Below are 24,146 nucleotides of genomic sequence, written 5' to 3'. Positions count from 1 at the left end.
CCGCTATCCTTTCATGATGGTTACATCGTCGACCTTGAGTGTGGATTTGTTCCTCACAAGGGCGACCAGGATACCAAGGGCAACGGCAACCTCCGCCGCAGTGATCGCTATGACGAAGATGGCGAAGATCTGGCCACGGAAATCGCCTTGGGTCTGTCCGAAGGCGATGAAATTGATGTTGACCGAGTTGAGCAGCAGCTCAAGTGACATCAGCACGACCAGAATATTGCGCCTGAGCAGAACGCCCGCCGCTCCGATCACAAAAAGTGCCACTCCGAGCAAAATGTACCACCAGAGCGGAACCATCACCTCGACTCCCTGCGCGCAAGGACGATCGCGCCGACGAGAGCGGCCAATAGAATGACGGAGGCGGCTTCAAATGGAAGAAGATAGTCGGCAAAAAGGGTTGTGCTGAGTTGCCTGATATCATCGCCGCGCACATTGACAGGCACCTTGGTCAAAAAACGCTTGCTCCACAAAACCAGCACAAGCATTTCGAGCCCAAGCACGATGAGGAGCGCAAGCGCCGGAAGGCTGCTGCCCGGCAAGAACCGTTGCGAGATCGCTTCGCGCACATCGATCATCATGATTACAAACAGGAAGAGGACCATGATCGCGCCGACATAGACGAAGATCTGGATAACCGCGAGCAACGGCGCCTCCAGCAAGATGAATATTGCCGAAATCTGCAGGAAACAGGCCATCAGCGCCAATGCGCTGTGAACCGGATTGCGCGCCAGGACCACCGTCAGGGCCGTAATCACGGACACCGTAGCGAACAGAAGAAAGAACCCCTGATCCATCGACGCCCCGACTTTCCAACGCGACTGTCACTCGGCGCGAGATGGGCGGATTTGAGATGGCGCCGCACTTTAGATGCGTTTTGCAAATTGTGCCCTAGTATCGGATTTTTCACAAGATTATTGTCATCAGCAGATCAACGCTGGGCTCGCCGGATGTGGCGATGACTGTTCTTTTGATCAGCATTGGACCCTATCCGCAGATCACCATACCGCTCTGCGGCTTCTGCAATGGTCGCAACCCATCGCCTCACAGAAGACCGCGCTCGATCACATATTCACAGGGTGAATAGCCTTCGTCCGGCGGGCCTTTTTGATCCGCCTGAAAATATCCGCTCGCCTTTGGTAAGGGGTCGGCAGTCTCGATACATGTCGACAAAAATTATCTGGCGATAATTTGGAAATTCAATGCGAAAACTCCCTTTGAGTCACGCTGACGTAACGCTTGGACCAATAAGTTCGCACCATGTCCTCGATACCTGATCAAAGAAAAAAAGAATGAGGTATGCAGTTGGGTGAGGGGCAAGCAGTGGGGGAATTGGCCGTAATTCCATGGTAGATGATTTGGAATGGGCTAAGCGCTGTTGGTGAACAGGAAGCCAAACAAGAATTCAGAAAAATATTGGCAAAATCCCCATTTCAAACGCGCCTTAAAAGGCGCGTTTTGTTTTTGGAGGTTTTCGGCGCACGCGACCACTTTCGATGGACCTGAACCGGACTTTAGAATCGTCCTTTTCGGCTGAAGTTGTCCTCAGGCAATGTCTGAACGGCGCCTATTGCCGCTCGGCTTCGGCCTTCCATCGGCGTTTTTCCCCCTATTGGAAAAACCCTCGAAACCTTGAAAATGTGCGCCTTTGCGGAAACAAATAGCGCGACGCCTTTGCACGATTCCATGGGGCATAGCGTCAAACCGCCTTTACGCGCCGACCGGCGTACGGCCTTGAGCGACACGCCTTCTGTTCAACGCAGCCATGTTGGAAAAAGATGCGCTTGCCCTCGCGCCGTGTGGTCACTCCTTGATTGCGAGGCAGGCGCCGGTCTTCAAACTTTGCAGGACGCTCAATACGCGTTGCTCCAGGATATCGGGTGTGAGCGTTCCTTGAACGCGCAGGACTGGAGCGGTCTGTGCATTCAACCATGCCTCGTGTCTTGCTAGATTACGTCCAGGAAAATCCGGTTTGTCGTATTGAGCGGCCCAGGCTGCGAAGGCGGTATGGATATCATACATATCGCCCGCAGGCTGGATGCGTTTTCCATACCGCTCGTGCTCACGCGCCAGAAGTCTCTCCATCCGCACAGGCGTTGGGGTGTAGACAAATACGATCAAGTCGACCTCGGCAATGAGGGGATCGCCCCAACCATCCAACGCTCCCGACAACACCCACCCCGCTTCGCCCAAGGCCTCCCGGATCAGTTTTAATCGATCCTCCGGCGGTCGCTTGGTTGAGAACGGAGGATTGGTTGGGTACCAATAATAGTCGTCGCAATCCACATGGCGAATTCCCAATGCCGTAGCAAGGCTCTTGCCCAGGGTAGTAACGCCGGAACACGAAGCGCCAGTGATATAGATGCTGGGGTTGCTCATTTGTCATTGCCTCCCCTTTGCAACATGAAACTTTTCATCCCTCTTGAATAGCCAATTCGTCCCCGAGCCATCTCCTCGGTCGCTGTTTCGGTTCCACGTGACCGCCGTTCACCCGCGGTTCAGGCAAATGGTCATATCACTGAGATCAACATGCCACACTCAAGGAACCACAATATGAAAAAATCCCTTGCTGTCCTTTTGATAGCCGCCGTCGCAATCGGCGCGATTGGCTTGCCTTCATCGCCGGCTTCAGCAGGTGACTACTATGATGGTTGGTCATCAGGATCCGAGTGGCGTGGTCGCGATCGCGATCGCTATGACCACCGTGATCGTGGGTGGGACAACGGATACGGCCGAGACCGCCGCTACAGACGTGACGGAAACAACCACAAGAAGCGCGATGCTGCGCTCATTGCCGGTGTTGCGGGGCTTGCCCTCGGCGCCGCCATCATTGGACTTTCGAACCGAAGCCAAGGTGCCCCTGCCCGGCCCGGCGATCGATTGATTTATGATCCAAACTACTAAGGAACGCTGGCCTGGCACTCCGCACAATTCGGGCGGAGTGTCGGCCCTGACGCTTCCTTCTGGAGCGGCGAAGCAGGCTGGCCACGGCAACTCGTTAGCACCCCAGAATGCTAGATCAGTTACGAAACTGTAACGGAAAAACGGACGGCATCGGGGTTCTCCACCACCTTACTCTCCTATCAGCCAGAAGCGAGCTTCAACGGCGATTGCACGATCTATGCTTAGCCTCGCGACAAGGTCGCCGAGATAAAAGTTTACGTGTGTTATGGGACGACACGCTAAAAACGCCATTTGCTATAAGGTTCGCGAGCCAGCGCGTCTGTTGATCGGAACTTCCTTACTGAAGCTGGGGCTTTTTGAGAAAACTGCTACGGTCGCCTGATTTGACTCTTATCCACTGTTCGCGTCCATTGCGTGAGACCCTCATCGTTATCTCTGCGCCAGCGGGGCCGCTTGTCCAAACCTGCCGATAAAAATCCGCGAGCCCGTCGACTTCGCTGCCCCTCATCTCCAATATGATGTCACCGGACCGCAAGCCAGCCCGAGCTGCCGGACCTTTTCGGGCGACGTTGATAACCACAACCTTACCATCGATCTCTGCCGAGAAGGCCCCCAGCCACGGTCGTGGTGGCTTGTTGACCCTGCCCCGATTGAGAAGATCATCGAGAATTGGCGGCAACAGATCGATCGGGACGACCATGTTCACGTCCGCAATCATTTCATTCGCGCTTGTTTGCAGCCGAAGTGAAGCGATGCCCAAAAGTTTGCCGTCCGCGCCAACCAGTGGGGCTCCTCCCCAGGAAGGGTGGGCCGGCGCGATGAAGAGCGCCTCATCCAGGAGATATTCCCAATAGCCAGCGAATTCCTGCTTGGCGATAATGGTTCCGCGGACGGATTGACCAATACCGTCCGCCAACCAAACCGGATCGCCTATCCGGGCTTCGTCGGAATTGCCAAAGTCCATTGCGGGAAGTCCAATCGGTCCGATCGCCTGCACCAGGCCAAAGCCAGTTTCCTGATCGTAGGCAAGTGCATGACCTGGCACGACTTGACCGTCCTGGCGCGTTAGCCAAATCTCCTCGGCCTCGGTTATCAGATATCCGATGGTAAGGACCAGTCCATTCTCACGGATGATAACACCGCTCCCCTCCCTCAACGTGCCCAGCGTGCCTGCAGTAAAGGCGTCGTCCGGGATCAAGGAGCGGACCGTAACGATGGAGGGCAAAATCTTATCGATGTGCATGGTTAAAATCCCAAAGCATCACGCTCAACCGCATATCCCTTGGCAGCGCAGCTTGTTTTTTACAAATATGAACCCGCAATCCGGCTGACAAGGCCGGGACCGACGCCTAAAACCCGCGCTCATCCGCAATGAAGCTAGTGACGCCGAGCGGGTTCGACAATGGCGTCAAGCAAAAACCCGGAGCGATATGGAGCGCTGCTGAATGTATGGTATGCAAAAAATCGAGAGCGGACCACTACAGCAAATAAGTTATCACAGAAGACGTTCCCCTCCTCGTCGCGCTCGCTCTCCTCAATTCAGGCCGCAGCCATCGAGCTTATTGAAAAGGCCATGTCCGATGGGCGCAAAGACCCCGTCGTCAAGGCTGTGGCCAGCCAACGCTCCAAAGGTCGCCCCTCTTCGTTTGCTACAGCCACCGTCCGACGCGGGCCTTGTAAGCGAGATAGACGTCACCGAACTTCCGCTCGAGATAGGCCTCCTCGCGGGCGACCACCCCGTAGCGGATGACGAAATAGAACGGAACAAGCAAGACGATGAGCCACAGGCTGTCGAAGGCAATGGCAAGGCCGATGAGCCCGAGGAACATGCCGATATAGATCGGATTGCGCGTGAAGCGGTAGGGGCCCTCATTGACGATTGTGGCCGTCGGCCGGGTGGTCATTATCTGCGTGCCCGCGCGGCGGAAGGTCGTTGCCGCCCAGATCAATAGCGCCAGGCCGGCGAGAAACACGATGCCGCCGAACACGCCCGCCGGTATGGCGGCCGGCAGGAACGGCAAAGGATGGAGCCGGTCAAGCGTCAGCCCGGCAATCGAAGCGAGCGCCCAGGCGATGGGTGGGCGCACCACCGCACCTGAACTATCGCGCAAATTCCCGTTCGCATCGTTCATGCCACCCCTCCGATCGGCTACGAGTAGCTTACATCGCCTCGCAAGAGATTTGAAGGCGGAGCGCCGCGAACAGCCAAGGATCGGATTCTTCCGACATTCTCTCAAGTGGCGCGATCATGCGCCGACATACGCAAGCAGTGGGTCATAGTTTCCCGCATCAGGGGGCAGTCCCCGCAGATGATCTCGTTCGCCGGTGCCAATCTCGACAAATCACGCCGTCAAAACGGTCTGTTCCGCCGCGCTCTTCGCTTCCGTTTCGCGACGAGCATTCCCCAATCTGGCTGACGATTTTGTCACTTGCCGCTATACGTAGACGCCTACCCAAAGGGTATGGTGCCGGAGATCATCCTTGGTTGCTCCTAGATAGCTTGTCTTGAACGATCCGTGCCCAAAGATTCGTCTTTCGGCAGTGGCATGCCAAAGTTTGAGACTTTGCTATCGAGGATCGACGTCTTGGCCCTGCCCTGCCCAACCCAGCACAGACACGACTGCCTCCAGTGTGGGGTTCCGTTGAGCTGGAAATTGTAATCGCACCGATTGTGTCATTGCGCTATTTCACGCCGAGGCCGGCCTTGAGGCCGCCATCGATCAGGAAGTCGCCGCCTGTGCAGAACTTCGAACGATCCGACGCAAGGTAGGCGATAAGTTCGGCCACCTCGTCGACTTCGCCGATACGGCCGATCGGGTGTGCCGCACCAAAACGCCGGAACACATCCTCCACGTCCGCACCTGGCCCATCAAAGGTAAGGGCCGCCTGGGCGAGCAGCGGCGTGCGGACCGAGCCGGGGCTTACCGAGTTCACCCGGATCTGGGCGCTCGCATGATCGATGGCCATGGCGCGCGTCAGCGCGTGTATAGCCCCCTTGGAGGCCACATAGGCGGCGACGTTCTGCTGGCAGGCATGGCCCTGAACCGAAGCGACATTGACGATCGAGCCGCCCTTGCGTTTTTCCATCAGCGGTATGCCGAAATGCGCGGTCAAATGGATCGATCCGACATTGACGGCAAGACAGTGTGAGAAGACCAACGAATCGGTGGTCACCACCGTTCCATAGGGGTGGATTGCCGCCGAATTGATGATGATGTCGAGGCCTCCGAATTGCTGCGCGAGCTTGTCAACCGCAGCGTCGACCTGGTCCGCATTGGAAACATCGGCGGTAGAGACCGAAAGCTGCACTTGTTCGTCCGCGGCAAGCTTCGCCAATTCCAGATTGGCGGCCGGATCAATGCCGAGCGCAACCACACTCGCCCCGGCGCGCGCAAGCCTGAACGCTGCACCGCGCGCGATGCCCGAGGTGCCGGTTACGAGTGCCACCTTGCCTTCGAATTCCCCGGAATAGTCAAAGCTCATGGAATGCCTCTTCCTGCCTATTATGCCCTGTTTTCGTCGATCTCTGATGCTGGCACCGTCAGTTGCCTTGACGGCTCGGCCGCTTCATCCTCGGCCGATGGCTCAAGGAAGCGCCGTGCAAACTCCAGATGACGGCTCATCAGATAGGCATAGGCGATGCGATCGCGGCTGCGCATGGCGTCGATAATTTCCGCATGGGCCCGGCGGGTTTCACCGAGCATGCTCACATCTTTCTTGCCCACCGTCATGACGTGCGTAATCACCGGTTTCAACAGCTGATAGGTCTCCCTCAGCGTGCGGTTGCCGGTCAATTTGATCAACGCGAAGTGGAAGTCGAAATCACATTCGGCCGCCTCATGTGCCGACCTCGCATCAAGAATGCGACGGTTGATCATGTCGAGTTCGGCAAGATCGGCATCGCTGGCGGACTGCAGGACCTGGTCGCCGAGACCAACCTCGACAATGCGCCTGAAGCTCTGCACATCCTGGAAGGAGGCCGGCGAGAGCTGCAACTGGAAGGCAAACAATTCGCGAATGGCCTCATGGCTACGGTCGCTGATGACCGCGCCGGTCTTGGTCTGCGTGTCGATAAAGCCATATGTCTTCACGACCCGAAGCGCCTCGCGGATTGTGTTGCGGCTGGCGCCAAATTTTTCGCAAAGCTCGCGCTCGGTGGGAAGCGAATCGCCCACCGACAGATTTTCCGCTCCGATGAGGTCACGGATCTGCACGACGACGCGGTCCACCGCCGAAAGGCGGCCGGAGGCGAGCGTCTCTGCATTCTTCAAATTCTTGATACGCAAGGGCCTATCATTTGTTTCGTTGGACAAATGAAACCTATCTACCCGCTCGCGGCGTTCCGTCAAGCCCCCCACGCGTGGTAGTCAGTCGTCAAATGGGTTCTGTCTTGCCATTTGTCCAACAATTGACTAGGAACGCCTTGGATTTCGGAGGATGATCGATGCGCGAATGTTGGCGATGGTTCGGAGAAGACGATCCGGTAACGCTTTCCCATGTCAAGCAGGCGGGTGCCGTTGGCATCGTCTCGGCACTCCATCACATCTATGATGGATCGCGTTGGCCCCAGGCGGACGTCAATCGTCGCCACGCCATCATCCGCGCCGCAGGGCTAAGCTGGGATATCGTTGAAAGCATACCGGTGCACAACGACATCAAGATCACGGGTCCGCGCCGCGCATCCTATATCGATCAGTACAAGGACACGATTCGCGCCGTTGCTGCGAGCGGCGTGAAGATCATCTGCTACAATTTCATGCCTGTGGTCGATTGGGCGCGAACGGACCTCGCCTGGCTTTTGCCCACAACCGGCTACGCCCTGCGCTTTGACGCCGTCGACTTTGCCGCCTACGACGTTTTTGTCATTGACCGCCCGAATGCTGCGGCGTCCTATAGCGGTGCCAGGCTGAAGGAAGCAGAGGCGCGGTTCAAGCAATTGTCGGGCGATGCCATTGCCCGGATCGAGCGCAACGTTATTGCCGGTCTGCCGGCGACCGAGCGGAAATATGACCGCGCTTCATTCAAACAGGCGCTGCTCGACTACGCTGATATGAGCCACTCGGATCTGCAGGCCAATCTCTTCAGCTTCCTCAGGGAAATCGTTCCGGTTGCCGAAGAGCTTGGCGTCAGGCTGTGCATTCACCCGGACGATCCGCCGTTTTCGTTGTTCGGCCTGCCGCGCATCGTTTCGACGGCAGATGACGCGCGCGCCATTCTTGCTTCCGTCGATACCCAAGCCAATGGCCTGACCTTCTGCACGGGGTCGTATGGAACGCGCGCTGACAATGATCTCGTCGGCATGATCCAGGAATTTGGCGGCCGCATCCATTTTGCGCATCTGCGCAATGTCAAACGCGAGGATGACGGCTCTTTCTACGAAGACGAGCATCTGGAAGGCTCCACCGACATGATCGCAGTTGTTACCGCCCTGATCGGCGAAGAACACCGGCGCAAGGCGGCGGGTCGCGAAGATTGCGTCATCCCGATGCGACCCGACCATGGCCATCTTTTGGCGGACGACATTGGCAAGGATCGCATCAACCCCGGCTATTCGCTCATTGGCCGGTTGAAGGGCCTTGCTGAGCTCAGGGGCGTCATGCGCGCGGTCGAACGCTACGCACCTATCGGATAGTGACCCGTCTGTTTTTATATAGGAAATTTACTTGCACAAATGAAAAGTTGTATTATTGATGGAGCAGATCGATCCCGTCTGGTGAGGAGGAAGCCCGATAGTGACGAAGCTGCGAGGATTGGCGTGGGACCACCGCCGGTGCTGGGGACCGCTGGATGCAAGCGTCGTGCCCTATTGCCAGGATCATCCCGGTCTTCAGATCGAATGGGACCGGCGCAGCCTCTATGAGTTCGGCGAGGGATCGCTTGCCGACGTCCTCTCATGTTACGACCTAGTGATCTTCGATCATCCCTTCATCGGCGACATAGCCGAAGGCGACCTGATGGTGCCGTTTAGCGACCACCTTTCGACGGAAGCGCTCAATGCGTTCGCTGGCGATTCCGTCGGAAAATCCTGGATATCCTACGCCAGAAACGAGCGGCAGTGGGCCTTGCCGATCGACGCGGCCTGTCAGGTGGCAAGCTACCGTCCGGATCTTCTCGAGCGCTACGGTGCGCCGCCAACGACCCATACCGAACTAATTGCCCTAGCAAGCAAAATTCGGCAGGACGGCAAGTGGATAGGCCTACCGTCGGTACCCACGGATGCCTTGTGCATGCTTCTTACATTCTGCGCCCAGAAGACCGGCAACGACCTCTACGGTTTCGTGGACAGAAGGGTCGTGGAAAGTGCTGTCGCTGATCTTCAGCAATTGACGGCTCTGGCGCATCCACTATCGCGCCAATGGAATCCCATCCGCTGCTACGATCACATGGTTGCCAACGATGACGTGGTCTACGTTCCCTATGCGTTCGGTTATGTGAATTACGCATCGAAGGCCGATGCCCGGCATCTGCGCTTTACTGACATTCCGGCGGAAAATTGCGCTGGTGCCTTGCTGGGTGGCGCGGGCATCGGGGTCAGCGCACACTCGAAAAATCCTGGGGAGGCGGTCGCCTATGCCATCCACCTTTCGTCGCCACGCTACCAGTGCAGCGCATATGTCGATGCCGGCGGCCAGCCCGGTTCGCTATCGGCCTGGCAGGATGCGGGGGTGAACGGGCGCACACGCAATTTCTTCAAAGATTCGCTCAAAACCATGTCAGCATCCTACCTGCGCCCGACCGACCCCGGTTTTATCGGCTTCTTCCGTCAGGCCGCCGCCGATGTCACAAAGGCAATCTATGGCGAGATGATGCCAAGGGATTTGAGCAGCCTGCTTGATCGTCTTTATACGCAGGCCCACGAAACGCGCCTGCGCCGAAAGGCCGTATGATGAGCGTTTCCAAGATCGAGGTCGCGAGCGAAGACAATGGCAAGGGCGAGTATCGTGCGCCGGCGGCCGAAAAGGTGCTCGATATACTCGAATTCATGGCCGGCCAACCGGATGGCCTGACACAGACGGAGATATCGACCGGTCTTGGCCGTTCCATCCATGAAATCTACCGCATTCTCCTGCTTCTGGAAAAGCGTGGCTACTTGGTGCGCACCAGGTCCGATCGCATCCGCTTGTCGCTCAAGCTGTTCGAATTGGCGCACATGCATCCTCCGGTAAACCGCCTTATTGAGCGTGCCCTGCCGATCATGCGCGATCTTGCGGCCAATACCGATCAGAGTTGCCACCTTGCGGTGCTCGACGACGTCAAGGTGATGATCGCGCTGCAGGTCGATTCGCCCTTGCCGATGCGCTACTCGGTCGCGCTCGGATCGCGCTTTCCGGTGATGGAGACAAGCTCGGGAGCGGTCCTTTTGGCCGGTCAGCCAATCCAGGAACGCGAAGCTGCGATCGCGCGCATTGTCGATTCTGGCGATGCCTACGGTTCGCGGCAGGAGATTGAGGAGCGATTCACGAAGATCGGCGAGCTTGGCTATGAAATGCATGCCTCGCTGGTCGTCGATGCCTGCATCAACATCTCGCTGCCGGTGTGTGACCACACGGGCTTGGTGATTGCTGCGCTTACCGTGCCGTTCCTGCCGCAAAAGCAGGCACGGTTCGATCGGGAGGAGGTCCTGAAAAAGACGATCGAGGCAGCGGGAAGAATTTCTGCTGCACTCGGGGCCCCGGAGCGTTTGCTCTGAGGCGACAAAGGCAGAGGTATCCGGGACGGCAGCTTTGCGTCCAGACCGGTCACACATCACTGTACCAAAGGGAGAGAGAGCATGGGATTGACCAAGAAGTTGCTACTGGCGTCGGCCGCGGTCTTGATTGCCGTTTCGGCGCAGGCACAGAACATGCCGAAGAAGATTGGCTACGTGACCAATTATGCAACGCATGAATGGTATCAGAACGTCATCAAGGGCATGCAGGCGCACGGCAAGGAACTCGGCATCGAGGTCGAGGTCCAGGACGCCAATCTCGACATAGCAAAACAGGTCGCGGCCGCTGAAGATTTCATTGCCAAGGGCGTCGACGTTCTCATCATCACGCCGGTCAACGAAGAAGGTGTCGTGCCGCTGTTGCGCCAAGCAAAATCCGCCAACATACCCGTCGTTCTGGAAGGCAATCCGGTCAAGGGCATGACCACCATGGTTGCGATCTGCGATTACGACACCGGCTATCATTCCGGCGTTGCCGCCGGCAAATATGCCAAGGAGAAGCTTGGCGGCGTTGCCAAGGTGATGAATGTCGGCCTGCCGTTGCTCTCAGCCACGGTCCTGCGGTCGAAGGGCTTCATGGACGGCATCAAGACAGAAATCCCTGACGCGGTCATGGTTCACGATCTCGACGGCGGCGGCAATCCCGACCGCGCGCTGGAAGTGTCTTCCGCAGCGCTGGCCAAGAACGCCGACATCAACATCATTTACGGGATTAACGATTCCTCGTCGCTTGGCGGCCTGCAGGCATGGAAGGCCGCCGGCAAGCCGCAGGACGGATTGCTGACTGTTGGCACTGGTGGTGAAGGCCTTGCTTTCATCAATGCCATCGAGAAGGAGCCATCCTATCGCATCGAGGCGGCCATGTTTCCCGAAAAGGAAGGTTTCACGGCCATCGACGCGGCCGTTAAGCTGTTCAACGGCGAAGAGGTGCCGCAGCATATCGTCAGCCCGACCGCGCCGATGATCGGCGATGAGTGGAAGAAATTCTATGACTATGACGGCAAGACCCGCACCATCAAGTGGGATGCTGTCAACGCGCTGGAGGCTCCGGCCAAGTGCATGAAGACGTCGGCTGACCTGAAAAACTGAGACGTTGGAGAACCGGCCCCGTTCAAAGGCATCGGGGGCCGGGATTTTCCGTGGTTGGACGTGTGACGCCACCCGTGTGATGATGGATTTTTCATGAGCGACATTTCACAACCTGCATTGCCCCGTCGGCGCTCCATCGGCAAGATCGCTGGCAGCGGCCAGATCGTGCTCGGCCTCATCCTCTTCGCCCTGTGCGTGGCGATATCCGTTGTTGCGCCACAATTTTATTCCGAAGCCAACATCATCGCCATTCTTCGCCAGTGCGCACTGGTTCTCGTCGTGGCATCGGGCATGACGATGCTGGTCATCGCCGCCGAGGTCGACCTTTCCGTCGGCGCCTCGCTCGCATTTGTCGGCTGCATCGCCATGGCCGTTCTAAACACGACGACAAGCCTCGCACTTGGCATTCTCGCGGCACTGGCTTTTGCTGGCGGCATTGGTTTCATCAACGGGCTGATCGTCACGCGGCTCAGGGTCAATTCGCTGATCGGGACGATCGGTATGATGATGATGCTGCAGGGCGGTGTCTATCTTTTCACGCGGGAGGCCGTGCAGAACCATCATCAGTTGCCATCTTTCACAGCCCTTGGTGCCGACTATGTTGGACCGATCCCGATACCAGTCATTTTTGCCGCTGTGATCTTTATCGTTGCCTATGTGACGCTGCGCTTCACCACGCTCGGGCGCTATCTCTACGCCGTTGGCGCCAATGAAAAAGCTGTGCGCATGTCGGGCATCCGCTCGGAACGCCTGAAGCTCTTTGCTTTTGTCGTCACCGGACTGTGCGTTGGTGTGGCCGGTCTTGTCCTGTCGTCGCTGATGAACGCCGGCCAGCCGACAGCCGGTCGCGGCTTCGAACTCACCGTGATCGCCGCCGTCATTCTAGGTGGCACCAGCCTAACCGGCGGTCGCGGATCGCTGTTTGGCACGCTGCTTGGCGTCCTCATCCTCAAGGTGATCGACAACGGCATCATCATCCTCGGCTGGAACCAGGACCTGCAGATGGTCGTGCCCGGCGTCGTCATCGTGCTGGCAACATATCTCGATCTGATGCGGAGCAAACACAATGACCGATGACCTTTTGCGGCCCGCGCACGACAACTTCAAGAATGACCCCGATATCCCCGCGCTCGAAATACGCGGCGTCGTCAAGCACTTTCCCGGCGTTCTGGCGCTTGAAAATGTCGACCTGACACTCGAGCCGGGCAAGGTCCATGCCTTGATGGGCGAAAACGGTGCCGGCAAGTCGACGCTGATTAAGATCATGGCCGGTGTCTATCAACGCGATGCGGGAACGATCCGGATCCGCGGCCGCGACGTCGATATCAGGTCGCCGCGCGACAGCCTGCGCGAAGGAATCAAAGTCGTATTCCAGGAGATCGCCCTGATCTCCGAATTCACCGTCGCCGAAAACATCTTTCTTGAGGCCTATCCCGTGGGCAAGGCCGGCTCGATCGACTGGAGGAAGATCAGAGCGGATTCGGCGGCCCTGTTCCAGCGAATTGGCTTCGATGTGGACCCTGCCGCACGCACCGGTTCGCTCCCGGTAAGCCAGCAACAGATGGTCGAGATCGCGCGCGCGCTCGCCCATGAAGCGAGCGTCGTGGTCATGGATGAACCGACTTCGTCGCTGACCCCCCACGAGGTCGCTTTGCTATTCAAGGTAATCCGCCGCCTCACTGCACTCGGCATTGCGGTGGTCTATGTCAGTCACAAGCTCGATGAGGTATTCGAGATCGCCGATACCGTCACCGTCCTGCGCGATGGACACCATATTTCGACGAAGCCCATCGGCGAGCACAGCCACGATACACTAATCCAAGACATGATCGGCCGGCGCATCGACAACCTGTTTCCGCGCAAGCGCGGACCGGCAGGAACGAGGATCGCGCTTACGGTTAAGGGTGTATCCACCGCGCGCAAACTGAAGGATGTGAGCTTCGAGGCCCGCGCCGGCGAAGTCCTCGGTTTCTTCGGGCTGATGGGCGCCGGGCGCACCGAACTTGCCAAGGCAATCGTCGGATATGATCCGATCAGTACCGGAACGGTTATGGTCGACGGCAAGCCGCTTGCGCCGCACAACACACGCAGCGGCGTTCGCCTCGGCGTCGGACTTCTCTCCGAGGATCGCAAGACCGAAGGTCTGATGGGCGAATTGCCGGTTTACCAGAATGCGAGCCTTGCGTCGCTGAATCGCTTTGCTTCGGGCGGCTTCGTCGATACGGTGAAGGAACGGCGCGCGGTTCAGGAATATGTGGACCTCTTCCGGGTGAAGACACCGAGCCTCTTCCAGCAGGTTAAGAATCTTTCTGGCGGAAACCAGCAGAAGGTTCTGATCGCGCGCTGGCTGATGCGCGGTCTCAAGGTCATCGTCGTCGATGAGCCGACACGCGGTATCGATGTTGGCGCAAAATCCGAGATTTTTGCTCTCATCGACCGCCTCGCCAGCGAGGGCCTGGCCGTGGTGATGATGACATCAGAAATGCCGGAACTGCTCGGCCTTTCCGACCGCATCGTTGTCATGTGCGAAGGCCGTGTCACCGCGACGATGTCGCGTGATGATGCCACCCAGGAAAAGATCCTGAACGCCGCAATCGGCCTGACGGGAAAGGACACGCAATGACCACGGTTCTTCATTCAACGCGCATCGAACCGGCCATGCTGGCGCGTATCTTCGGCCGTCAGGAAGTTGCGCTATTGGTCTGCCTCATGATCGTCCTCGCGTTCTTCTCGTTCACGGCGGACAATTTTTTCTCCACCCGCAATATCACCAACGTCCTCGGGCAGGCATCGCTGGCGCTGATCGCGGGCATTGGCTGCGCGGTGGTGTTCATCTCCGGTGAAGTCGATATCTCGATTGGCTCACTGCTCGCCGCCATCGCCTTGCCGTTGATCGTCATCATGAACGACACGAACTCGCTGGCGCTCGGGATCGCGGGGGCGCTGGCGATGGGCCTCATCATAGGTATCATCAACGGCTATCTGACAGCCTATGTCGGCCTCAACTCGCTCATCGTAACGCTAGGAATGATGTTCGTCCTGCGCGGAGGCGTCTATCTTTATACGGGACAACGGGCCATCCCCGATGATGCGGCACTCGACAGCTTCATTGCCCTTTCCGATGGTCGCCTGTTCAACATCCTGCCCTATGCGGCCGTCATTGCCATCATTCTCCTGGTTATCTTTGGCTATGTCATGCACCACCGCTCGTTTGGCCGGCAAATCTATGCCATTGGTGGCAACCCCGAGGTAGCCCGCCTGGCGGGTTACAACGTGCGCCGCGTCAAGTTCATTTGCTTCATCATCAGCTCGTTGCTGGCGACCATCGCCGGCATCATCCTTGCCGCCCGTGTCGGCTCCGCGCAGCACACGGCCGGGCTGAACTTCGAGTTTCAGGTTGTGGCCGCAACCGTACTCGGCGGCGTCAGCCTCGCTGGAGGCATCGGCAGCCTGACCGGAATGGCGCTCGGCGTCCTGATCCTGCAATTCCTGTCCAATGGCCTGCGCGGCCTTGGCCTGCCGACCGAATGGCAGCTGGTCATCACCGGCATGATCATCATAGCTGCGGTCAGCTTTGACGAACTGAAGCGCCGCCGGGCTCTTGGAGAATCATGATGAATCGCCTCGAAGGGAAAACTGTCGTCGTGACCGGCGCTGCCGATGGCATCGGCCTTGCCATATCCGATGGCATGGCGGCAGAAGGTGCCCATGTCTTTCTGGGAGATATTGCCGACGACAAGGGAACCGCGGTGGCCGCGCGGCTGCGCGCTGACGGCCTCAACGCCGATTTTGTTCACTGCGACGTTGCGAATGAAGCTGACATCGCCAGCCTGATTGCTGCAGCCGTGGAAAAGACGGGGCGCATCGACGTTTTGGTCAACAATGCGGCGATCGCAATTGGCGGCATGCCGGTCTATGAAATGACCGACGATGAGTGGCACCGGCTGATCGCCGTCAATCTCACCAGCGTCTTTCGCGGCTGCAAATACGCACTGCCGCATATGATCAGGCAAAAAGCCGGCTCGATCATCAACATGGCCTCGGCGCAGGGACACATCGGTCTCGATGGCTGGACGGCCTATGCCGGCGCCAAGGGCGCAGTTATGTCGATGAGCCGCCAGATGGCGGTGGAGTTCGGCCCGCATAATGTGCGCGTCAACTCGATCTCGCCGGGCACGATCAACACACCGATGAATGAACAGGTCATTGCACAGCTCGGGCCGGGATTGATGCAGTCGTGGATCGGCATGCATCCGATCGGCCGCATCGGCAAACCGTCGGAAGTCGCCGAGGCCGCTATCTATCTCGCCAGCGATGCTGCCGGCTTTACCACAGGCATCGACCTGCGCGTCGACGGCGGACTGACAGCAACGCCCCGCTTCATACCCCATAACTCTTGATTTTTGTGAGACCAGAAAATGAACAAGGCACTCGAAGGCGTCCGCATCCTCGATTTCAGCCATCTGTTGCAGGGTCCGTTCGCGACGCAGATGCTTGGCGACATGGGGGCCGACGTCATCAAGATCGAGCGGGTCGGGTCTGGCGACATGTTTCGCAGCATGACCTTCTTTGCCAAATGGGTCGGCGGTTCGGAAAGCCCGAATTTCCTTGCCTGGAACCGCAACAAGCGCTCCATCGCCCTTAATCTGAAAAGTCGCAAGGTACACACCATCATCATGGATATGGCACGGAACGCCGATGTCGTGGTGCAGAACTTCCGCCCTGGCGTGCTTGCCAAGCTCGGCTACGGTTACGAGGACTTCAAGGCGGTCAATCCGCGCATCATCTACTGTTCCGGGTCCGGCTATGGCGAGGAGGGCCCCTATGTGGACCGTCCCGGCCAGGACATGCTGATCCAGGGACTGGCTGGACTAATTTCAAATACCGGCCGCGGCGATCAGGCGCCAGTTCCGGCAGGTGCCGGTCTCGCCGACCAGATCGGCGCCATGAACATGGTTTATGGGGTTCTTTCCGCGCTCTATTATCGCGAGAAGACCGGCAAGGGGCAGAAAATCGAGGTGAACCTGCTTGCCGGCATGCTTGCCCATCTCAACCAGGAATATGTTGCCGTTCTCAATCTCGGCGAAGATTTTGTCCGTCCAAATTCAGGCATCGGTCATCCGGGCATGCAGGCGCCGTTCGGCATCTACGAAGCCGCGGACGGCGGCTACGTTTCGATCGCCATGAGCCCTTTCAAGACCCTTTACACGGTGCTCGAAGCCCCGGGCCTTGCCATCTATGACGATCTGAAAATCCTTTTCGACAAACGCGACGAGGTATTCGAGAAGGTCAATGCCGAGACCAAGAAGTTTTCCACGCAGGCGCTTCTCACCCGGCTGCTCGCGGCCGACATATGGTGTGCGGAAGTCAAGGATATCCGCCACGCTGCCGAGGATCCGCAGGTGACCCACATGGGCATGATCACAAGTTACGAGCATCCCCATGGCGGCAACGTCAAGGTGGTCGCGCCGGCCGTTCGCATGAGTGAGACGCCTGCCCGCATCGAGCGGCCCGCGCCGCTGATCGGCCAGCACGGGCGCGAAATCCTCGCCGAATTCGGGCTCTCGAGTGACGAGATCGCCGCGCTTGAAGCCGCCGGTGACATGACCGTGCAAGAGGCATGACCATGGCAGGAGCGTTCAACACCCTGACCCTCGAAAAGCACGGCCGCGTTGCCCTCGTCACCTTCCGGCGCGCGGATCAGCTCAATGCCATGAACAAGCTGATGCAGGCCGAGATCACTGCGGTCTTCGAGACCCTGTCGCAGGACGATACAGTCGGCGCGATCGTGGTCACCGGTGAAGGGCGCGGCTTCATGGCGGGAGCCGACATCAAGGAATATGCCGCGCAGACCGGCGCGGAGTTTGACGCTTTTCAGGCCGCCGGGATGCGCATGTATGCGGCGATCGAAAACAACATCAAACCGGTGATCGCCGCCGTCAACGGCTTTGCACTGGGGGGCGGCATGGAGCTTGTTCTGTGCTGCGACATCGTGCTTGCCAACCAGTTTGCCAAGCTTGGCCTGCCGGAGATCAAGCTGGGGCTGATCCCTGGTGGTGGCGGCACGCAGCGCAGCGTCGCCAAGCTTGGCCGCAACCGCGCCAACTTACTGGTGCTCACCGGGGCGGTCGTGCCGGCTTCCGATTTTGTCGCTCCCGGGCTCGTCAGCGAAATCGTCGATGCCGCCACCCTTCTGGCGCGCGCCATGGAACTCGCGGCCGCAATTGCCGACCGCCCGCCGGCGGCTGTCGAAGGTCTCAAGCGGCTGACGGATCATGCAGTAACCGGCGATCTTAATGCAGGACTTGCCATGGAGCGCGAGCTGCTTGGCAAGCTCTACCGCAGCCCGGAGGGCCAGGCCGGTATCCGGGAATTTGCCGAGGCAAGCACGGTGAAAGGAAAGCCATGAGCGCGGCCGAACGCACACTCGACTGGAATGCCGGTTCGCTGATGGTGCAGCGGCTGGGCGGAATGATGGCGCCGGTTCATTTCAGGCTGAAGGATGGAAGGACCGTTTCACCGCTTCACGTTGCCCCCTGGGCCAACGAGCCGGTAAGCGGCGAAGTGCCTGGCATCCTGCGTAGGCTGCGCGGCGAATGGCCGTGTGTCCCCTTCGGCTATTCGGTGCCTGGCGCCGGTTGGCCGCGCGAATGGGCAGATGTCATGTCGCCGGCGGCTGAAGACGAAGAGGTACACGGCTTTAGCTCCAATCATCCCTGGGAATGGGTCGAAAGCGACGGTACGCGCCTGCGCCTTGCACTAGATTACCCGGCATCAAGTCCCGTTGCGCGCGTCGAGCGCGAAATCGTACCGGACCCGGCAGGGCCGGCCGTTACGCTGACGTTCAGGATTTTCGTCAGGCGCCAATGCAGGCTGCCGATCGGCCTTCATCCAGTGTTTCGTCTGCCTGCCGAACCCGGCGCAGCACGGCTCGAACTCGGCAGCTTTGATATAGGGCGGACCTACCCGGAGACGGTGGAGCCGGGCAAGGCGATCTTCGCCGCCAACGCGATCTTTCGCGACATTGGTGCCGTACCAGCACGCGACGGTGGTCTTGCGATCGACGCATCCTTGTTGCCTTTCAGGGTCGATACGGAAGAACTTCTGCAGATAGAAGGATTGGCTGGAGAGGTGGCGCTCGCCAACCTTTCCGACGGATATCGGGCGAAACTTTCGTGGAACCCGAAGCACTTTCCCAGCCTGCTTTTGTGGATGTCCAATCGCGGCCGGACGGCGCCGCCGTGGAACGGCCGCCATCTTGCCATCGGCATTGAGCCGGTTTGTTCACCCTTCGGGCTCGGTGCGCCGACAGCGCTGGCCGACAACCCGATTGCGCGCTCTGGCGTGCCGACGGCGCTGGAATTTGAACCGGAGCAGCCCTTTGAAACGCACTACCGCCTGTCGGTTGAGCCCATATGAGCAAGGCTTTTCAATGCCCCGCATCTCGCTGGTAAAGCCCAACACGCCAAAATTCGCCGATCTTGCCGACCTTGCGGCGTTGGTCAATAACGGCGACGTTTTCGGCGTTGGCGGGCATCATTTTGCCCGCCTCCCGATCGCCCTTCTCAATGCCATCATCAACCGAGGCGCCCGCAACCTGCGCTATATTTCCTGGGCTGGTGGCCTGCCGCTCGAATTGCTGCTCGAAGCGGGAGCGGTCAATGAAATCGACATCTCCTTTTCGAGCCTTGATATTTTCGGACTGCCACCTCGCTTCCGTCAGGTTGCAGAAGCGAGGGCACTTCCGGTGCGCGACTGGACCGCGCTCGCCATGATCCAAGCGCTGCGTGCTACCCAGCAGAATATGCCGTCCCTGCCTTTCCAGGTGCCAGTAGGTTCTGACATGCTTGATCGCGTTCCCGGTGCCAGGCTCGCTGCCGACCCGTTGAGCGGCGAGCAAACGGCGTTCATCCCGGCGTTGCGGCTCGACACCCTTGTCCTTCATGCCCAGCGCGCCGACGAGAGTGGCAATGTCCAGGTTCTTGGACCAAGGGCGCTCGACCTTGCCATGGTGGGCGCCGCGCAAAAGGTGCTCGTGACCGTCGAAGAGGTAGTGCCTGTCGGAAACCTTTCAAGGGATGGCCGGCAGACCGTCCTGACTCGCAACCAGATCACGGCGATCGCCGTGTCACCCGGAGGCGCGTATCCGGCATCCTGCCTACCGTTCTATGTCACGGACTACGCCCGTCTTGCGCAGGTGTTCGGCAATGTGGAGAGGCCGCTTGCCACAGGTCTCTTGCCAGGGCCCCAGGGATTACCGCGACTTATCGTCGAAGCGGGACGCCTTGACGAACGGACGGTGTGCAAGGTGGTTGGCGAGCTTGCCATGCCTGCCATAACGCCCGTTGTAGCCCCGGCCACAATCGACGAATTGATGGCCGTGCGCATTGCCGCTGAACTTGGCAATGACAGTTTCGCCAGTGCCGGCGCGGTGTCGCCGCTCGCCAATGTCGCCTACAGGCTTGCAAAGGCCACCCATGCGCCGGAAATGATCCTTGCGACAATGAGCTGCGGCCATCTCGATGTCGCGCCAAGCCCGATGATCCTCTCCCTTCTTGAGAGCCTTGACGGTGAGACAGCCGCGGCTCATGCGGGTGGTGACGATACTTATTCGACCTATTACCAGGCAGGAGCGGTCACCCACGAGATCGTCGGTGCTGCCAAGGTCGATCGGGATGGCCGCGTCAACACCATCGCCATCGACGGGCTATCGGGCGGCTTCATCCGATTGCCGGGCCAGGGCGGCATGGCGGACGTTGCCAACATGCACCGCGACTATCTGCTTTACGTTCCCCGCCACTCACCGCTTTCCGTGGTCGACAAGGTCGAGATTGCAAGCTCGGCGCGCGGACTGCTCACCGAAGCAGAGCGGGCACCGTACGGTTACCGCACCGGCAAGGCGCTCGTCTTTACCGACCTTTGCGTGTTTCGGCTCGATCCGGGAACGCGGCAGCTCATCGTCGTGGAGACGATGCCCGGCATTAGCCGCGACCGCATCAGCGAGGCGACTGGCTTTCCAGTGTCATTCGACACCAATTGCCGGGAGATGGCAGCAATCGATGTCGATGTCCTGGCGGTTCTGCGCAACCGCATCGATCCGCTTGGACTGCGCCGTCTTGAATTCATCAGCGCCAAACAGCGCAGGGCGCTACTCGAGGAAATACTGACGCTGGACAAGGATATCGTCGAGCACTGCCTGGCGAGCCACAACGGCGCGACCAGATCCCGAGTGAGGTAACTCATCTCATGCAACCGCTACTACCCCTCTCTAAAGCCCGTGTGTTCTTCGACGGCATTTTTACCGAGCCACGCGTGGCGCATCCGGAGGGTGTCGCCGTGCATGTCGATGGTTCGATATGGTGCGGTACCGAGACCGGCGACCTCCTGCGCATTGATGCAAAGGGCAACTCCGTCGAGCGCATGGCCTCGACTGGCGGCTTCCTGCTGGGCATCGCCTTTGATAGCGCTGGCAATTGCATTGCCTGCGATTTGCGGCATAAGGCGATCTTTCGCTTCGACGCCGCCACAAAGGAGATGGCGCGGTTCGCCGACGCCGGCATCAAGGTGCCGAATTTTCCGGTGCTCGATGAGGAGAATGGATGGCTTTACGTGTCCGATAGCGCTGGCGATGCGGGAAGTGTTTTCCGCTTCGATTTGAAGACTGGCGCGGGTGGGCCTTGGTGCAGGGAAACACTAGCCTTCGCCAACGGCATGGCGATAACTGCCGACGGTCGGGGACTGTTTGTCGTGGAAAGCGATGCCGCCTGCGTCAGCCTTCTCGGGATCGATGTCGATGGTTCACCAACCCAAAGGCGCGTGGTCATAGAGGGCGTGCACAATGTTCCCGACGGGCTGGCCCTGATGCCGGACGGATCGCTGTTGATTTCGTGTTACGAGCCGAGCCGTATTTATACCTGGTGCGCGAACCGCGGGCTCAGACTGCTGATCGAAGACCCGACAGCGACGACCCTTGCGCATCCGACCAACGTCGCGTTGAAAGGTTCAACGCTTTACACAGCCAATCTGGGGCGCTGGCATATAACTGAAATCGATATCGGATCTGCGTCGTCGTAAAAGATTGCACATTTCAAACCCATGACCGTTTCCATGCAGCGCCTCAAACGTTGACAGGTGACGGCCCGTTCCGGCAAGATCCATGATCCGGGTTGCCAGAAGATGCGCGAGGGTCATGACCGGCGCATGATTGTAAGGCGGTACCGCGGCCGCGGTCTGACAGCGAAATGCCAAGTCATTTGCGTTTTGCTTTCAGATATGTCTCGCAGACAATCGCAATGACGGCGAGATTCTCGGACAAAAGATTGCGTTTCAATGGGTTCCGGTTTTGGGCCGTCGTCTTTGGTGTTCTTGTGCGCCGGGTTGGCCGAACCCGCGTAACTTCCAGTGGCCCCGCCACTCAAAAAGCAAAATCTGCGTCAGCAAGCCGTGCTGGGAAAATAGCAAATATAATCGTTTTTACTTTGACCGATTGTTATCGTTCGACTTTATTGTATTGAAACGTTGCACCGTGTTGTAGCGTAAATTCCTGATTTCAACGACGCCACCTTCTAGAACGGTGTAAATAACCTCCCCGTTCTTAGCTGTAGCAGTTTCACCGGGCCTTCCCTCGCCTCTTATGATCTTGTTGATGGTTGTGAGCTGCGATGCACCGTCCTCTTCGGCAAATGCCAACGGGGAATGCAGACAGATGGTTAAGACCAAAGGAAGAAGAGCCGTCGTCGGTCTGTTCATGATTATTCCTTCAACAGGTAGCGGAAAGCAATGCGTACTAATCTAGCTCGATTTGTTGCCCTCATGGCGATCTTTCATGTTCCAAAACGACAGCGGTGAGTGACTTGACTCTACTTGGCTGGAAATGGGTTCTACGCGAGGTGGTGCGAGCGCCGGTCTAATGATGACGTTTTCGAAACAGCCGAAGTGGTGGAAAAAAAGACGCTGGCTCCAGCGGCGCTGTCACATTGTTTTTGCTTAAGAGATCATCAATAGACGATTCGGCATGAACCAGCCCATCGCCAAATGCAAGAACCATCGTTTTTCCGCGAGAAATTATCGCCCGCGCTGTCTGGCTCTATTACCGGTTTCCGCTCAGCTTGCGCCACGTTGAGGAAATGTTTAAACGCGGGATCGCTGTCTCCTATGAGACCATCCACCGGTGGAGCAGAGAACATGGCTCCGATTATGCCCGGCGCATTCGCCGAAAGCCACCTTCCGGCAGTGATGTCTGATATCTCGATGAGGTTGCAGTCCGCAATCGTGGCCAGAAATAATCCAGGGAAAGGCCCCGCCTTCCCCCAATGCCCAGGCGAAACGCCGCAGGGATCGGGATGGTTCGCGCGGCCTGTTGGTTCTTCATTTCGCCGCGTTCAGATCGAACTGTTTCGCCAGAATGAGGCCGAGCCACTCATCGTCGAGGACGCGGGAGGCCCACTGAGGAAATCTACCTGTGATGTTATGCTGACGCGCTTTCGTTCGTCGAGCATGGGGGTTTAGTCGGTTCGTTTGAGCAGCGGCAGCGGATCAATATTTTCCTGTTTGATCCGGGAAAGCGCCAGTCGGGAAGCCAGTCCCCTTAGACGTCGGTGCAGCAGCGAGCCTTTGAACAGTGGGTCTGAACACCTCGGACATCGTTCCGAACCCATTAGATTAGGGTCCGGATTCACTACAGCCACCAGATGACGACCGCGGCGAGAGCGACGGCGCCCATGAAGTTTTTGATGTTGCGATCGAAGCGGGTGGCAACGCGACGCCAGTCCTTGATACGGCAGAACATATGCTCGATGACGTTGCGCTGCTTGTAAACGGCGCGGTCGTAATCGTACTGGAGCTTGCGGTATCGATGTGGCGGGATCACGGCCTCGGTGCCGCGCTCGTCGAGCCACGCGCGCAAGGCCTGGCTGTCATATCCCTTGTCGGCGACGAGTTCTGCGGATGATGGGCGGGCTTCGATACAAAGCCTTGCCACCTTGCAGTCATGGACGTGCCGGGTGTCAGGAGCAGGACGTGAGGGCGGCCTCTCGCGTCACAGACGGCACGGAGCTTTGTGTTCCGGCCGCCTTTGGTGCGGCCGATACCATGAACCAAGGCCCCTTTTTCCGCCGCCCGCACAGCGGTGGACCTTGATGCAGCTACTATCGATGAACAATCGGTCCGGCGCATCCTCGGCGCCGGCGAGGGCGCTGAAGATGCCTTCCCAAATGCCCCGCCCGGACCAGCGAACGAAGCAATTATAGAGCGTCTTCTTCGGCCCATAGACATCGGCGCAGTCCGCCCAGCGACCACCACAGCGCAGCGCATGGACGGTCCCACTCAACACGCGACGGTCATCCACGCGGGGCTTGCCCCGCACATCCGTTGGCAGGAGCGGTTCGATCCGTTCCCACTGCGCATCGGAAAACCAAAAGAAATCAGACATCTCACCCCT

Annotated in this window: 22 protein-coding genes and 2 pseudogenes; 15 read left to right on the top strand and 9 right to left on the bottom strand. The window is 58.5% G+C overall.

What is annotated here, in order from left to right:
* Window positions 1-3: 3 nt before the first annotated feature.
* The 3 genes from nuoK to AAAB35_RS22250 all read right to left on the bottom strand — a co-directional run bounded on the left by nuoK (window position 4) and on the right by AAAB35_RS22250 (window position 2,385).
* Window positions 4-306 (bottom strand): NADH-quinone oxidoreductase subunit NuoK, encoded by a 303-nt coding sequence (gene nuoK, locus AAAB35_RS22260; protein WP_340670453.1) that lies wholly within the window; start codon window positions 304-306, stop codon window positions 4-6.
* Window positions 306-803, bottom strand: a complete 498-nt coding sequence (locus AAAB35_RS22255; protein WP_340670452.1) for an NADH-quinone oxidoreductase subunit J — start codon at window positions 801-803, stop codon at window positions 306-308. The genes nuoK and AAAB35_RS22255 overlap by 1 nt, the downstream gene beginning before the upstream one ends.
* Before the next feature lie 1,006 nt (window positions 804-1,809).
* Entirely contained in the window at window positions 1,810-2,385 is a 576-nt protein-coding gene (locus tag AAAB35_RS22250) for an AAA family ATPase (RefSeq protein ID WP_340670451.1), read from the bottom strand.
* A 174-nt stretch (window positions 2,386-2,559) separates the two neighbouring features.
* Between AAAB35_RS22250 and AAAB35_RS22245 the strand changes: the two genes are divergently transcribed.
* The gene (locus AAAB35_RS22245; protein ID WP_340670450.1) at window positions 2,560-2,910 is read left to right on the top strand and encodes a hypothetical protein; all 351 of its coding nucleotides are present in this window, start codon (window positions 2,560-2,562) and stop codon (window positions 2,908-2,910) included.
* A 337-nt stretch (window positions 2,911-3,247) separates the two neighbouring features.
* On the opposite strand, the gene AAAB35_RS22240 is transcribed toward AAAB35_RS22245, so the two are convergent.
* From AAAB35_RS22240 to AAAB35_RS22225, 4 genes are all read right to left on the bottom strand, one after another.
* Window positions 3,248-4,153 (bottom strand): S1C family serine protease, encoded by a 906-nt coding sequence (locus AAAB35_RS22240; protein WP_340670449.1) that lies wholly within the window; start codon window positions 4,151-4,153, stop codon window positions 3,248-3,250.
* Window positions 4,154-4,559: 406 nt separating this feature from the next.
* Window positions 4,560-5,042 carry an isoprenylcysteine carboxylmethyltransferase family protein gene (locus tag AAAB35_RS22235; protein ID WP_340670448.1) on the bottom strand — a complete coding sequence of 161 codons (483 nt, stop codon included), beginning with the start codon at window positions 5,040-5,042 and terminating at the stop codon, window positions 4,560-4,562.
* Between the two features lie 550 nt (window positions 5,043-5,592).
* Complete coding sequence (locus tag AAAB35_RS22230) at window positions 5,593-6,393, bottom strand: SDR family oxidoreductase (RefSeq protein WP_340670447.1); 801 nt, start codon at window positions 6,391-6,393, stop codon at window positions 5,593-5,595.
* 20 nt (window positions 6,394-6,413) lie between these two features.
* Window positions 6,414-7,196 carry an FCD domain-containing protein gene (locus AAAB35_RS22225; RefSeq protein WP_340670446.1) on the bottom strand — a complete coding sequence of 261 codons (783 nt, stop codon included), beginning with the start codon at window positions 7,194-7,196 and terminating at the stop codon, window positions 6,414-6,416.
* Window positions 7,197-7,354: 158 nt separating this feature from the next.
* Between AAAB35_RS22225 and uxuA the strand changes: the two genes are divergently transcribed.
* The 13 genes from uxuA (at window position 7,355) to AAAB35_RS22160 (ending at window position 21,781) form a co-directional block, all read left to right on the top strand.
* Window positions 7,355-8,542 carry a mannonate dehydratase gene (uxuA, locus tag AAAB35_RS22220; RefSeq protein ID WP_340670445.1) on the top strand — a complete coding sequence of 396 codons (1,188 nt, stop codon included), beginning with the start codon at window positions 7,355-7,357 and terminating at the stop codon, window positions 8,540-8,542.
* A gap of 100 nt (window positions 8,543-8,642) precedes the next feature.
* On the top strand, window positions 8,643-9,797 hold the full coding sequence (locus AAAB35_RS22215; RefSeq protein WP_340670444.1) for an ABC transporter substrate-binding protein: 1,155 nt from the start codon (window positions 8,643-8,645) through the stop codon (window positions 9,795-9,797).
* The gene (locus AAAB35_RS22210) at window positions 9,794-10,600 is read left to right on the top strand and encodes an IclR family transcriptional regulator (protein WP_340670443.1); all 807 of its coding nucleotides are present in this window, start codon (window positions 9,794-9,796) and stop codon (window positions 10,598-10,600) included. The genes AAAB35_RS22215 and AAAB35_RS22210 overlap by 4 nt, the downstream gene beginning before the upstream one ends.
* Window positions 10,601-10,681: 81 nt before the next feature.
* Window positions 10,682-11,707, top strand: a complete 1,026-nt coding sequence (locus tag AAAB35_RS22205) for a sugar ABC transporter substrate-binding protein (RefSeq protein ID WP_340670441.1) — start codon at window positions 10,682-10,684, stop codon at window positions 11,705-11,707.
* A 93-nt stretch (window positions 11,708-11,800) separates the two neighbouring features.
* On the top strand, window positions 11,801-12,784 hold the full coding sequence (locus AAAB35_RS22200; RefSeq protein ID WP_340670440.1) for an ABC transporter permease: 984 nt from the start codon (window positions 11,801-11,803) through the stop codon (window positions 12,782-12,784).
* Complete coding sequence (locus AAAB35_RS22195) at window positions 12,774-14,330, top strand: sugar ABC transporter ATP-binding protein (RefSeq protein ID WP_340670439.1); 1,557 nt, start codon at window positions 12,774-12,776, stop codon at window positions 14,328-14,330. The genes AAAB35_RS22200 and AAAB35_RS22195 overlap by 11 nt, the downstream gene beginning before the upstream one ends.
* On the top strand, window positions 14,327-15,322 hold the full coding sequence (locus tag AAAB35_RS22190) for an ABC transporter permease (protein WP_340670438.1): 996 nt from the start codon (window positions 14,327-14,329) through the stop codon (window positions 15,320-15,322). The genes AAAB35_RS22195 and AAAB35_RS22190 overlap by 4 nt, the downstream gene beginning before the upstream one ends.
* Complete coding sequence (locus AAAB35_RS22185; protein ID WP_340670437.1) at window positions 15,319-16,107, top strand: SDR family oxidoreductase; 789 nt, start codon at window positions 15,319-15,321, stop codon at window positions 16,105-16,107. The genes AAAB35_RS22190 and AAAB35_RS22185 overlap by 4 nt, the downstream gene beginning before the upstream one ends.
* A gap of 18 nt (window positions 16,108-16,125) precedes the next feature.
* Entirely contained in the window at window positions 16,126-17,331 is a 1,206-nt protein-coding gene (locus tag AAAB35_RS22180) for a CaiB/BaiF CoA-transferase family protein (protein ID WP_340670436.1), read from the top strand.
* A 2-nt stretch (window positions 17,332-17,333) separates the two neighbouring features.
* A complete protein-coding gene (locus AAAB35_RS22175; RefSeq protein WP_340670435.1) occupies window positions 17,334-18,116 on the top strand; it encodes an enoyl-CoA hydratase/isomerase family protein in 783 nt (260 codons plus the stop codon).
* Window positions 18,113-19,126, top strand: a complete 1,014-nt coding sequence (locus tag AAAB35_RS22170) for a hypothetical protein (RefSeq protein ID WP_340670433.1) — start codon at window positions 18,113-18,115, stop codon at window positions 19,124-19,126. Before AAAB35_RS22175 ends, AAAB35_RS22170 begins: the two co-directional genes overlap by 4 nt.
* A gap of 13 nt (window positions 19,127-19,139) precedes the next feature.
* Entirely contained in the window at window positions 19,140-20,945 is a 1,806-nt protein-coding gene (locus tag AAAB35_RS22165; RefSeq protein WP_340670432.1) for a CoA-transferase, read from the top strand.
* An 8-nt stretch (window positions 20,946-20,953) separates the two neighbouring features.
* The gene (locus AAAB35_RS22160; RefSeq protein WP_340670431.1) at window positions 20,954-21,781 is read left to right on the top strand and encodes an SMP-30/gluconolactonase/LRE family protein; all 828 of its coding nucleotides are present in this window, start codon (window positions 20,954-20,956) and stop codon (window positions 21,779-21,781) included.
* Window positions 21,782-22,180: 399 nt separating this feature from the next.
* Here AAAB35_RS22160 and AAAB35_RS22155 read toward each other — a convergent pair whose 3' ends face one another.
* Window positions 22,181-22,456 (bottom strand): hypothetical protein, encoded by a 276-nt coding sequence (locus AAAB35_RS22155; protein WP_340670430.1) that lies wholly within the window; start codon window positions 22,454-22,456, stop codon window positions 22,181-22,183.
* A gap of 296 nt (window positions 22,457-22,752) precedes the next feature.
* Here AAAB35_RS22155 and AAAB35_RS22150 point away from each other — a divergent pair.
* Window positions 22,753-22,872 (top strand): annotated as a pseudogene (locus AAAB35_RS22150) (IS6 family transposase); the annotation flags it as partial.
* A 512-nt stretch (window positions 22,873-23,384) separates the two neighbouring features.
* Here the strand turns inward: AAAB35_RS22150 and AAAB35_RS22145 are convergent.
* Window positions 23,385-24,137: pseudogene (locus tag AAAB35_RS22145) on the bottom strand (IS5 family transposase).
* Window positions 24,138-24,146: the final 9 nt, after the last annotated feature.

Source organism: Phyllobacterium sp., assembly GCF_037994425.1.
Taxonomy (GTDB): Bacteria; Pseudomonadota; Alphaproteobacteria; order Rhizobiales; family Rhizobiaceae; genus Phyllobacterium.
Note: the sequence above shows the minus strand (reverse complement) of the source record. Positions and strands in the feature narration are given on the sequence as shown.